This is a genomic window from Microbacterium keratanolyticum, assembly GCF_016907255.1.
Taxonomy (GTDB): Bacteria; Actinomycetota; Actinomycetes; order Actinomycetales; family Microbacteriaceae; genus Microbacterium; species Microbacterium keratanolyticum.
Map to the genome: position 1 here is coordinate 1,357,683 of NZ_JAFBBQ010000001.1, position 12,779 is coordinate 1,370,461.

The 12,779-nt window shown below is 66.4% G+C and carries 9 protein-coding genes and 1 pseudogene; 8 read left to right on the forward strand and 2 right to left on the reverse strand.

Annotated elements, in window-relative coordinates; genetic code table 11:
- Nucleotides 1-40: 40 nt before the first annotated feature.
- Nucleotides 41-226: an aureocin A53 family class IId bacteriocin gene (locus JOD62_RS06465; RefSeq protein WP_204938490.1), complete on the reverse strand. Its 186-nt coding sequence runs from the start codon at nt 224-226 to the stop codon at nt 41-43.
- A gap of 186 nt (nt 227-412) precedes the next feature.
- The gene (locus JOD62_RS14990) at nt 413-1,000 is read right to left on the reverse strand and encodes a response regulator transcription factor (protein WP_204938491.1); all 588 of its coding nucleotides are present in this window, start codon (nt 998-1,000) and stop codon (nt 413-415) included.
- Between the two features lie 328 nt (nt 1,001-1,328).
- Between JOD62_RS14990 and JOD62_RS06475 the strand changes: the two genes are divergently transcribed.
- From JOD62_RS06475 to JOD62_RS15160, 8 genes and pseudogenes are all read left to right on the forward strand, one after another.
- A complete protein-coding gene (locus JOD62_RS06475) occupies nt 1,329-2,069 on the forward strand; it encodes a Pr6Pr family membrane protein (RefSeq protein WP_271171466.1) in 741 nt (246 codons plus the stop codon).
- Nucleotides 2,070-2,174: 105 nt separating this feature from the next.
- Nucleotides 2,175-3,620, forward strand: coding sequence for an argininosuccinate synthase (argG, locus tag JOD62_RS06480; protein ID WP_204938492.1), 1,446 nt, complete (start codon nt 2,175-2,177; stop codon nt 3,618-3,620).
- A gap of 145 nt (nt 3,621-3,765) precedes the next feature.
- A complete protein-coding gene (locus tag JOD62_RS06485; protein WP_204938493.1) occupies nt 3,766-4,380 on the forward strand; it encodes a TetR/AcrR family transcriptional regulator in 615 nt (204 codons plus the stop codon).
- On the forward strand, nt 4,377-7,163 hold the full coding sequence (locus tag JOD62_RS06490; protein WP_204938494.1) for a YhgE/Pip domain-containing protein: 2,787 nt from the start codon (nt 4,377-4,379) through the stop codon (nt 7,161-7,163). Before JOD62_RS06485 ends, JOD62_RS06490 begins: the two co-directional genes overlap by 4 nt.
- Nucleotides 7,160-9,343, forward strand: a complete 2,184-nt coding sequence (locus JOD62_RS15090; RefSeq protein ID WP_271171467.1) for a YhgE/Pip domain-containing protein — start codon at nt 7,160-7,162, stop codon at nt 9,341-9,343. Before JOD62_RS06490 ends, JOD62_RS15090 begins: the two co-directional genes overlap by 4 nt.
- A 103-nt stretch (nt 9,344-9,446) precedes the next feature.
- Complete coding sequence (locus JOD62_RS06500; protein WP_204938495.1) at nt 9,447-12,077, forward strand: penicillin acylase family protein; 2,631 nt, start codon at nt 9,447-9,449, stop codon at nt 12,075-12,077.
- A gap of 115 nt (nt 12,078-12,192) precedes the next feature.
- Nucleotides 12,193-12,558, forward strand: coding sequence for an IS5 family transposase (locus tag JOD62_RS15155; protein WP_425561506.1), 366 nt, complete (start codon nt 12,193-12,195; stop codon nt 12,556-12,558).
- A 38-nt stretch (nt 12,559-12,596) separates the two neighbouring features.
- A pseudogene (locus JOD62_RS15160) lies at nt 12,597-12,779 on the forward strand (IS5/IS1182 family transposase); the annotation flags it as partial.

Here is a 12,779-nt window from a genome sequence, read left to right on the forward strand (position 1 = left end):
CCGACACCGATCTCGATCCCACCCGCAGCGGCAGGATGGATTAGCCCAGTCCCAGGATCTGCAGGATCCACTGCAGGATGGTCGCGAACGACACACCGCGCTCGATCCAGCCGAGCACCTTCTTCCAGTTGTTGCGTGCCCACGCGATGACCTTGTTCGCCGCCGAGACGCCGATGCGCCACAGCTGCTTGGCGACCCAGGCGATGAACTTCAGGACTGCACCCATATTGACTAACTCCATTCACCACTGTGTGATGCCGCATTTCTCTTTGTGAAATGCGATCGGGAGTTAAGTTATGAATTGGCGCATATTCGGCACATCGAACTTTTGCCGCTTCCTGCGCGCAATATGTATTGTCGATGCGTCGATTGTCTACGAGCACATCGACAATGGTCGATAGACGAAAGTCGATCATGATCGCGTCACCTCGGCTCGTCCGCCCAAAGCGCAGAGAGCGACCTGCAGACGATCGCGAACATTCCACTTCGTCATCACACGCCCCAGATTCGACTTCACGGTCGCCTCCGAGACGTGCAGGGTCGCCGCGATCTCGCTGTTGGACATCCCCTCGGTGAGAAGTCCGACGATCTCGCGCTCGCGAGGGGCCAGGCTCTCTTCCCACCCGGACACGGGAGCCGGGCTGGCCACCGTCGGCACGCAGAGGTGGGTGAAGAGGCGGCGAAGGATCCTGCGGCACACGAACGGGTGACCGTTCGCGATCTCCTCCACCGCGCGGCGCAGTTCTGCGGGTTCCGCGTCGCGCCCGAGCACCCCCGCCGCCCCGGCTTTCAGAAGTGGGGCCACCTCGTCGACAGCAGAGGTGCGCGCCACGACGAGTACCGGCACTCCGGTTTCGGAGAGGGCGCCAACCTCGGCAGGGGCAGACTGCTCCGCGGATGCCACATAGAGGAACGCACTCGGCGACGAAGTGAGGTCCGCGCGTACCGACGCGCCCTCGAGCATCCGCTCCTCAGAGAGCAGGTGGTGTTGCACCTGCACGCGAAGATCATCCGAAAGGAAAAGAGACAATGCCGCAGCGAACAGCGATTCTCGCGAAAGAATCACAACGGAATGCTGAACGATTTCTGACATTTGTCTGGGCGCACCTAAATGGCGATGATTGACCTGCACAGTCGTCATTTCCGGCACGAAGAAGTCGAGGCCTGGACACGACGCGTTGAAGCTAGCATCCCGCCGTTCTTCGCCGACAGGTTTGTTACAGACTTTTCCGAAACTCTTTCCGTTTGTCCCCCGTTCGGCGGACAGATCCGCGCAGATTTGCGACGAGATCCCGCCGGAAGCGGACCTGAGTCCCTAGAGTGATTTCGTGACCTCACCCGACCACACCGCGAGCACGCAGCGCCCCCGCACATCAGCCCTCACGCCGTCGGCCTGGGCCGTGGTGCGTCTGCTCGGCGCCGCCGCGATCATCGCCGCAGTCCTCGGCCAGCTCTCCGTCACCCTCGGCAACGCACTGTCCGATCCCACGCCGCACGGTTCGCACCTGCCGACCGTGGCCGCGAACTTCCTGAGCTTCTTCACGATCGAGTCGAACATCCTGGGCGCCCTGGCGCTCGTGATCGCCGCGATCTGGGCGTTGTCCGCCGGCCGTCGCGCCGACGTCGAACCACGCTGGCTGGGTGTGCTGATCGCGAGCACCGCGACCTACATGATCGTCACGGGCGTCGTCTACAACGTGCTGCTGCGCGGCATCGAGCTGCCGCAGGGGCAGACCGTGGCCTGGGCGAACGAGATCCTGCACGTCGTCGGGCCGCTGATCCTGCTCGCGGAAGTGCTGTTCGCGCCACAACGACGCCGACTTGGCTGGGGGACGCTCGGAGTCATCGTCGCGTTCCCGATCGTGTGGTGCGCATACACGCTGATCCGCGCGAACTTCATCATCGCTCCCGCTACGGGACTGCCGTACTGGTACCCCTATCCCTTCCTCAACCCGCACAACTTCGACGCCGGATACGGCGTGGTGGCGCTGTACATCATCGGCATCGCCGCCGCGATCATCGCGATCGGCGCCGGTGTCGTCTGGGTGAGCCGCAAGCGCGGACACTGACGCGTCCAAGGAGCGATGTTCACCCTGTTCTTCGCGATTCATAGGTGAACATCGCTCCTCGAACAGAGAAATTGCGACACGCCGACCGCGGATAGACTGGGAACCATGTCTAAGGTCCTCCAGTCCCTCCCCGTCGGCGAGCGCGTCGGCATCGCTTTCTCCGGAGGACTCGACACCTCCGTCGCGGTCGCGTGGATGCGCGACAAGGGCGCTGTGCCCTTCACCTACACGGGCGACCTCGGCCAGTACGACGAAGACGACATCGCCTCCATCCCCGGCCGTGCGCTCGAGTACGGCGCGGAGGCCGCACGCCTGATCGATGCGAAGACCGCCCTGGTCGAAGAGGGCTTCGTCGCCCTCTCCTGCGGCGCATTCCACATCCGCTCCGGCGGTAAGACCTACTTCAACACGACGCCCCTCGGCCGCGCGGTGACCGGCACGATGCTCGTGCGCGCCATGAAGGAAGACGGCGTCGACATCTGGGGCGACGGATCCACCTACAAGGGCAACGACATCGAGCGCTTCTACCGCTACGGTCTGCTCGCGAACCCGCGCCTGCGCATCTACAAGCCGTGGCTGGATGCCGACTTCGTGACCGAGCTCGGCGGACGCCAGGAGATGAGCGAGTGGCTCGTCGCGCACGGGTTCCCTTACCGTGACTCGGCAGAGAAGGCGTACTCGACCGACGCGAACATCTGGGGCGCGACGCACGAGGCGAAGACTCTCGAGCACCTCGACGTCTCACTTGAGACCGTCGACCCGATCATGGGCGTGAAGTTCTGGGATCCCTCGGTCGCGATCGAAACCGAAGACGTCACGGTCACCTTCGAGGCCGGTCGCCCCGTCGCGATCAACGGCACCGAGTTCACCGACCCGGTCGCCCTCGTCATGGAGGCGAACACGATCGGCGGCCGCCACGGTCTCGGCATGAGCGACCAGATCGAGAACCGCATCATCGAGGCGAAGTCGCGCGGCATCTACGAGGCTCCCGGCATGGCGCTGCTCTTCATCGCCTACGAGCGTCTCGTCAACGGCATCCTCAACGAAGACACCCTCGCGACGTACCACGAGCAGGGCCGCCGCCTCGGCCGCCTCATGTACGAGGGACGCTGGCTGGAGCCGCAGTCGCTCATGCTGCGCGAGTCGATCCAGCGCTGGGTGGGTCTCACGATCTCGGGCACCGTCACGATCCGCCTCCGCCGCGGTGATGACTGGACGATCCTCGACACCGTCTCGCCGAACCTGTCGTACGGCCCCGAGAAGCTCTCGATGGAGCGCGTCGGCGACGCCGCCTTCGGGCCGGTCGACCGCATCGGCCAGCTCACCATGCGCAACCTCGACATCGCCGACTCGCGTGCGCGTCTCGAGCAGTACGCAGGCCTGGGTCTTGTCGGCGGCGCGACGGGCGAACTCGTCGGCCGTGTGACCGCGGGTGAGTCCGCCGAGATCACCGGTGCGGTCGAAGGCTCGGTCTCCGAGGCCGACGAAGCCCTGACGGATGCCGTCGACACCGCGTCGGAGGGCGCCGCTTTCGATTTCGGCACCGACTGAGCTGATTTCTGAAGAACGGGCCGGATGCTTCGCAGCATCCGGCCCGTTCTGTGTGCCCCCGCTCGGGCGCGTCGTCCTGCGGTCCGATCCGTCGTGCCACAAACTATGTTGCACATGAGTGTGCAACATAGTTTATCCTTGACGGATGACCTCCCGCCCTGCCCGCTCGGATGCCCGCGCCAACCGCGCCGGAATCCTCGACGCTGCACGCAGCACGCTGGCCTCCGACCCGTACGCGAGCGTCGACGTGATCGCGCGCAGCGCGGGTCTCAGCCGACGCACGCTCTACGGCCACTTCGATGACCGCGACGCTCTGATCCGCGAGCTCATCGTCACGGGTGCACAGCGCTTCAACGCGATCGCCGAGTCGATCAGCGACGCCGACTCCCGCATTGCCCTCGCCCGACTCGCGGCACGCCTGTGGCAGGAGGCCGCGCATGTGCAGTTCGCTGCAGCGCTCGCTCTGGACGAGGCGCACGTCGAGCACACGGCCGATGCACTCGCGCCGCTGCGCCGCGCCGTGGCACGGCTCGTGCAGCGCGGTCAGCAGGACAGCTCCTTCCGCACCGACATCCCCGCCCCCACACTCGCGCGACTCATCGAAGAGGTCGCGCGCACGGTCGTCGCCCGCACCGACGCATCGAGCAGCGGGGCGGCCGACATCGCTGTACGTACCGTCCTGAGTATCGCCGGACTGTCGTGGCGCGAAGCCGATGACCTTCTCACCGCTCATCCGGACATCACGGAGCCCACCCGATGAGCGCCGCCCGCCCCAACGCATGGAGCGTCTACCTCCGCGATCTCAAACGGCTGGCCCGCGTCAGCAAGGCGTGGATCATCATCATCGGCGTCATCGTCACCCCATCGCTCTACGCCTGGTTCAACATCGTCGCGTTCTGGGACCCGTACTCGAACACCGAGCAGGTCAGCGTCGCCATCGTCAATCAGGACACGGGGGCGTCATCGGAGCTCACCGGTCGCATCGACGTCGGCGGCGAACTCGTCGAACAGCTGAAGCAGAACGACAAACTGGGCTGGACCTTCGTCGACGAGGACGAGGCCATGGACGCCGTGCGCAGCGGGCGCAGCTACGCCGCGATCATCATCCCGCCCGATTTCAGCCGCGCCTTCGTGAGCATCACAACTGGCGAGATCACCCGCCCGGAACTGACGTACTACGTCAACGAGAAGGCCAACGCGATCGCGCCGAAGATCACCGACGTCGGCGCCTCGACGATCGACGGCCAGATCAACAGCACCTTCGTGTCCACGGTCGCCGAGGCCGTCAGCACACAGCTGAAGAAGGCAGGGGTGGATGTCGAAGGTCGCCTCGGCGACGCCCGCGACTCGACGGTCAGCGCTCTCGACAAGGCGACCGGAGAGGTCGCCGCAGCGCGGAAGGGCGTGACTGAGCTCCGGTCGGGACTGGAAGATGCCGGAACCGGCATAGACCGCGCATTCGACACCCTGAACACGGTCGATCGCACGCTCGCCGAGGTGCAGACTGCAGTGAGACAGGCACGGGGAATCGCGGACGAGGCGCAGCAGGGGTTGCTCACTCTCACCGACAGCATCACCTCGGCCTACGTCTCGGGTTCGACTCTCATCGCCGATGCCGCCGCCACGATGAACGGCTCGATCGCGACCCTGGCGTCCGGCCTGCAGCAGGCGAATGTCGCCGTCGGCACCTCGATCGCCGATCTGACCGCCGTGACTGAGACGAACGCCAGAGCCCTCGAGGAGCTGCAGGCGGTTCTCGACGACGCCCCGCCAGGGTCCGAGTCCGCAGAACGGCTGAGCGCGGCGATCGACGCTCTGAAAGCACGCAATGCCGCCGACCAGCAGGTTCTCGACCAGCTCACACAGCTGAACAGCGACGTTTCGAGCACCATCACCGCAGTCACCGGCGCCGCCGAGAGCGTGAACGGCGCCGTCGGCCGTGCCGCGGCATCGGCCACCGCCATCCGCGATGCACTCACCACGAGTGTGCCGCAACTGAACCGCGCCATGTCGCAGCTCTCGGCGAGCGCCGACGCCTTCTCAGCCGCCGTCGGCGCCCAGCGCACCCAGGTCGCGCAGGCTCAGAACCTGCTGTCTGGGCTGAAGACGCAGCTCACCGGCACCTCCGATGCTCTCGCCGCGCTCGACGGCAACCTCGCCGCCGCCGAGACGGGCCTCGGCACCGTGCGCACGGATGTGCTTGCGCTGGGGTCGGCCGAGATCTGGAACAAGCTCAGCGTCGTCACCGGCCTCGATCCCGACGAGATCGCGCGCTTCATGGCATCTCCCGTCGAGGTGAGCACGAAAGTGATGTTCCCGACGGCCGCGTACGGCTCCGCCATGGCCGCGCTGTTCACCAACCTGTCACTGTGGATCGGCGCCTTCGTGCTTATGGTCATCATGCGTGTCGAGGTCGACACCGAGGGCGTCGAGGGCATCACCGTGCGGCAGGCGTACATCGGAAGATGGCTGCTGTTCGCGACGATCGTCGTGTTCCAGGCCGCGCTGGTCTGCATCGGAAACCTCGTGATCGGCGTTCAGACGGCGAACGCCCTCGCATATGTCGGCACAGGCATACTCATCGGCCTCGCCTACCTGAGCATCATCTACGCCCTGTCGGTGTGCTTCGGCATCGTCGGCAAGGGTCTGTGCATCGTGCTGGTGATCCTCCAGATCCCGGGCGCCTCGGGCCTGTACCCGATCGAGATGATGCCGGACTTCTTCCGCGGGCTGTATCCGTTCCTGCCATTCACCTACGGCATCGATGCGATGCGCGAGACCATCAGCGGATTCTACGGCGACCACTGGTGGCGGTTCATGGGCGTGCTGGCGATCTTCACCGGGCTGGCCTGGATTCTGGGACTCTTCCTGCGGGGGCGTCTGGGCGGCTTCGCCCTGCTCTTCAACCGGCGCCTCGCCGAGACGGAGCTGATGGTCAGCGAAGACGTGCAGATCACCGGTCGGCGGCGCATCCCCGAGATCATCCGCGCACTGACGGACGGAGACGGGTTCCGCGCCGACGTCGCACGTCGTACGCAGCGCTTCGACGAGCGATACGCGACCCGGCTGCGCCTGACGCTGCTCGTCGGCGCCGGTGTGCTGGTCGTGCTCGCGCTCTGCGGGTGGCTGATCCCGGGTGCGAAAGCCGTCGTGCTCGGCCTCGGCGCGCTCTGGTGCCTGCTGCTCATCGCCGTCCTCGTCACGCTCGAGTACCTGAGACAGAGCATCGAGCAGGCGGCCGAGGTTGCGATGATGCCGGATGCTGATCTGCGCCGTGCCCTCGCCGTCGAGAGTTCCGGGGAGCGAGAGGTGCTCACCACGCCCGTCGATGCGCACCCCGATCGGTTCGACGTTCCTGCACCGGAGCCAGAGCCAGCGCTCGAGCCCGAGTCCGAGCCCGAACCCGAGCCCGAGCCCGAGCCCGAGCCCGACGACACCCTCGTGCTGGATGAGCTGTTCCCTGAGGTGCCGGATGTGGACGAGGTCACCGACGTCGACGCAGACAGCCCCGCGCTTCCGGACGAGAAGGAGGACGAGAAGTGAACAACGTGCTTGCCGTCATCCGACACGACATCCGGCGTACGATGAGCAGCGTCATGGCCCTCATCGTGCTGTTCGGGCTCGTGGTCATCCCGTCGCTGTTCACCTGGTTCAATGTGATCGCGAGCTGGAACCCCTTCGACAACACCCGCAACCTCACCGTCGCCGTCGCGAACACCGACGACGGCTACCAGAGCGACCTCGTGCCGATCCGTCTCAACGTCGGCGAGCAGGTCGTGTCGGCGTTGCGCGCCAACGACGACCTCAACTGGGTCATCACCTCGGAAGACGCCGCGATCGACGGCACCCGCTCCGGTGAGTACTACGCCGCGATCGTGCTGCCGCCGACGTTCAGCGCCGACATGATGACCTTCTACACGAGCGGGGCCGACCGCACGCGCATCGACTACTACCTCAACGAGAAGAAGAACGCGCTCGCTCCCAAGATCACGGGGCAGGGCGCAAGCGAGGTGTCGGCGAGCATCAACGAGGTCTTCACCGAGACCCTCGGCGAAGCGGGCATGAACATCATCAGCTCGCTGTCGTCGTACCTGGACGACGCAGACACCCAGGCGGCGCTGTCGAAGCTGCACGCGCGCGTCGAGTCCGTGGGGGCGCAGCTGCGCGCCGGTGTTGCGACGGCGGACATGTTCACGTCGCTGATCGCCTCGAGCACGCCGCTGGTCGACAGCGCGTCTGGTCTTGTCACGGCATCCGGTGACGCCCTGCGCGACGCGAGCGGCGCGATCGGGGGCGGAAAGGATGCCGCCGCATCACTGAAGACCGTGCTGTCATCGACCACCGCATCCATCGACGAGGCGCTCAAGGGCACCTCGGACAGCTACCAGTCACTGTCCGACAGCATCGACGGTGTGTTCGCCGCGATGGACTCGCAGTCGAGCAGTGCGGCCAACAGCCTCCGTGCCCTCGCTGACCGCGTGCAGGTGCAGATCGATCAGCAGCAGGCGCTGCGCGACGGACTCGTGAACGACGTGCGCCCGGTTCTTCCCGACAGCGCCCTCGCCGCCTTCGACTCATCCGTATCGCGAATCGACGCCGCGATCGCCAGGCAGCAGTCGCTGCAGACTCGCCTTGACGAGGCAGCAACGCACGTCACCGACGCGAACGCCGCCAGCCAGGCGACCCGCGACGAGATCACGGCGTTGACTTCCGAGGCCAAGGCGGCCATTGACGCCGCTCGCCGGTCCTACACCGACAGCCTGCGTCCCCAGCTCGACGCGCTCGCCTCGACCCTCGCGAGCATCAGCGACGGGGTCGACTCCATCGGCGACGAGCTGTCGTCCGCCGCGCGAGCGCTGCGCGGTTCCTCGTCGACGGAATCGGCGCTGGCGCGTGCGGAGACACTGACATCCGGCATCTCGGATTCGCTCACCGCAACGGCCGCCCGCTTCGACGAGCTTGCCGCCGCCCTCACGACTGCGATCGACACCGGCGACCTCAGCGACCTCACCGCACTGATCGGCGCGGACCCGAAGGCCCTCGCCGCGCAGCTCGCCGAACCGGTCGAACTCACCCGCGTTCCGGTGTACTCGGTGGTCAGCTTCGGCGCCGCGATGACGCCGCTGTACACGGTGCTCGCACTGTGGGTGGGCGCGCTGCTCACCTCGGTGGCGATCCGAGTCGATCCGCCGCGCGACGGATCGACCGGTCTCCCCGAACTGTCCCCGACCGAGACCTACCTCGGACGCTTCGGCATCTTTGCACTCATCGGCTTCCTGCAGAGCTCGCTCGTGAATCTCGGCAGCGTGTTCTTCACGCAGGTGCAGCCGCAGCATCCCTTCCTGCTGATCCTCACCGGATGGGTGACTTCGCTGGTGTTCACTCTGATCATCTACACGTTCGTCGTGACCTTCGGCAACGCCGGCAAGGCGCTCGCGGTGCTGCTGCTGGTGATCCAGATCTCGGGATCGGGCGGGGCCTACCCGCTGCAGGTGCTGCCGCAGTGGTTCCAGAGCATCAGCCCGTTCCTGCCGGCGACGCACGCCGTCAACGCGATGCGCTCGGCGATCGCCGGGGTGTACGAGAACGACTACTGGGTGTCGCTGGGCTGGCTGGCGTCGTTCGCGGTGCCGGCGCTGCTGCTGGGTCTGGTTCTGCGGCGCCCGTTCATCCGCAGCAATCAGAAGATGCTCGCGGCGCTGCGGTCGACAAAGCTCATGTAATCGGCGACAGTGGCGGATAGGATGCCAGGGCGCGCGCTGTCCCGAGACGCGCACCCGGACTCCGCGATACCCGGTCCCACCGAAACTTGAGGACTTTCCGCCGATGACGACTGATATTCCCACCGCAGCACCGTCCCGGAGCATCGCCGCGCGCATCGGCCGGATCGCATTCCTCGTCGTCGCGGGGCTCCTCGTCATCGCCACCGCCGCGGCGTTCTTCGTGGTGTGGACGATCCAGCGCTCCTTTCCGCAGACGACGGGCGACATCCCGCTCGCCGGCCTCACCTCCGAGGTCACGGTGCAGCGCGATGCGCGCGGGGTGCCGACGATCACCGCCCAGAATTCCCAGGACCTCTTCTACGCGCAGGGCTTCGTGCACGCGCAGGACCGCTTCTTCGAGATGGACTTCCGACGCCATGTCACCAGCGGTCGGGTCGCGGAGATGTTCGGCGAATCTCAGGTGGCCACGGATGCTTTCCTGCGCACCCTGGGCTGGCGGGTCGTGGCCGAACAGGAAGTCGCGGCGATGGACGAGACGACCCTCGGCTACTACCAGGCCTATGCGGACGGCGTGAACGCCTACCTGGCGGATCGCTCCGGCGCGGAGCTGTCCCTCGAATATGCCGTACTCGGAATGCAGAATCCGGACTACGCTCCCGAGCCCTGGGTTCCTGCGGACTCGGTGGCCTGGCTGAAGGCGATGGCCTGGGATCTGCGTGGCAACGTCGAAAGCGAGACGGAACGAGCCCTGCTCGCCGCGACCGTCGACTCCGAGACGATCAGCCAGATCTATCCGGAGTATCCGTTCGACCGCAACCCGGTGATCGTGCCGACGCTGTCGGTGCTGCCACTCGCCGCATCCGGTGAGAGCGCTGCCGGCGGAGGTGGCTCGGCCGTCGGGGCGGTGACCTGGACGGAAGCGACCGACGTCATCGAAGCGGTGAGTCTGCTCGTCGGCGACACGGGCGAGGGGATCGGGTCGAACTCCTGGGTGGTCTCGGGCGAGCTGACAGACACCGGGATGCCTCTGCTGGCGAACGATCCGCACCTGGGCGCTTCGCTGCCATCCGTCTGGTACCAGATCCAGCTGCGTTGCGAGACAGCGACGACCGACTGTCCGTTCGACCTGGCCGGCTTCTCCTTCGCGGGGCTTCCGAGCATCGTGATCGGCCACAACGGCACCGTGGCCTGGGGTTTCACGAACCTCACGACCGATGTCACCGACCTCTACATAGAGAAGGTCGATGGCGACAGCTACTGGCGCGACGGTGCGCTCACCCCGCTGGAGGTTCGAGAGGAGACGATCTCCGTTGCAGGCGGAGACGACATTCCGCTCACGATTCGCAGCACCGTGCACGGCCCGATCATCTCCGGACTGACGGATGACTTCACGACGATTGCGGAGGATCCGCAGCTGGTGCCGACGCAGCCGTCGGCACCGGATGCGGCGGGGTCCGCGCCTCCCGTCGTCGGCCCACCCGACGCATCCGCCGACGCTCTCTCGGGCGAGTACGCAGTGAGCCTGCGCTGGACCGCTCTCGATCCGGGCACCACTGCGGTCGCCCTCTTCGCGCTGGGCACCGCCACGACCTTCGACGAGTTCCGCGCGGCGGCATCCGGCTTCGACGTTCCCGCACAGAACCTCATCTACGCCGACACAGCCGGCAACATCGGCTACCAGGCACCCGGAAGGCTTCCGGTTCGAGGCGCTGGCGACGGCTGGGTGCCGCAACCGGGATGGCTCAGCGCCTACGACTGGACGGGATACATTCCGTTTGAGGAACTGCCTGCCTCGTACAACCCGAGCGAGGGGTACATCGTCACCGCCAACAACGCGATCGTGACGGACGACTACGCCTACTTCCTGTCGCGCGACTGGGATGCGGGATACCGCGCGGGGCGCATCGTCGATCTCCTGGAACAGGCGATCGCGGAGGGCTCGGTGACGGCGGACGACATGCGACGCATCCAGATGGACAGTGAGATGTGGATCGGCACGCGCTTCGTGGAGGCGCTCGACGGGGTTCCGATCGACCGGCCGGAAGTGGAGCAGGCGATCGAGCTCCTGCGCGCGTGGGACGCCCAGAACGACGCATCGTCTCCTGCGGCCGCCTACGCGAACGTGCTGTGGTCGCGCCTGGCGCAGAACCTGTTCTCCGAGCGAGAGAACCCGCTGCCGACGACCGGCCAGGCGCGCATGTTCACCGTCGTATCGGCGCTGCTGGATGAGCCGACCGCGTCGCTGTGGACCAACGAGTCCATCGGCGTGGACGGGCGCAACGCGATGCTCGCCCTTTCGGCAGAGCAGGCCTACGACGAACTGGTGAGTCTGCAGGGCGATGCGCCCGCGCTGTGGAACTGGGGTTCGCTGCACGCGATCACGCTGACGCATCAGACGCTGGGCACGTCCGGCATCGCTCCGATCGAGATGCTCTTCAATCGCGGGCCGTATCCGGTGAGCGGCGGGTCATCGGTCGTGAACGCGACGGGCTGGAGCCTCGGGGAGTCGTACGCCACGACGACCGTCCCGTCCATGCGGATGGTCATCGACCTGTCCGACTTCGACGCGTCCACCTGGAATCACCTGACCGGCGCGAGCGGACATGCCTTCCACCCGCACTACACGGACCAGACCGAGGCCTGGATGAAGGGCGAGCAGTCGCCCTGGCCGTTCAGCCCTGACGCGGTGACGAAGGCGACGGTCGACACGTTGACGCTGGCACCGCGCGACTGACTACGGCAACCCGCAATCGCTGATCCGCTCGCACCCGGCCTAGGGCGTGTCTCCTATATGCGCGGTGATTGAGCGGTGAAACTGGGGATGTGTCGTCTTCTTCTCGTTCTCGTAGATGACTGATGCGCAGTGGGCGCTGATCGGCCCGCTGCTGCCGTCGAACGCGGATCGGCGGGGTCGCCCGTTCGAGGATGATCGCCGGGTCGTGGACGGCATCATCTACCGGTTTCGGACGTCGACGCCGTGGCGGGATGTGCCGCGGTCGGAGTTCGGGCCGTGGCAGACGATTTGGAAGCGTCACCGCCGATACGCCAGCGACGGCACCTGGGAGCGGGTGCTGCACGCACTCCTCGCGCACGCGGACGCCGTGGGCCTTATCGATTGGGACGTGTCGGTGGATGCGACGATCGCGCGTGCCCATCAGCACGCGACGAACACCATGCCGTCGACGGGCGCGGTCTGCCGCTGGCGATCGTTGTGACCGGCGGACAACGCAACGACGGCGCGATGCTGGAGCAGGTCCTCGACGACATCCGCGTCCCTCGGATCGGCGGCGGGCGTCCACGAACCCGCCCTGATGCTGTCCTCTCCGACGTGAACCGGCGCATGCTCCGCGCCCGCGGCATCCGGGCAGTGATTCCGGAGAAGAGCGATCAGATCGCGTCCCGCAAACGCAAGGGCAGCAAGGGTGACCGACCCGTT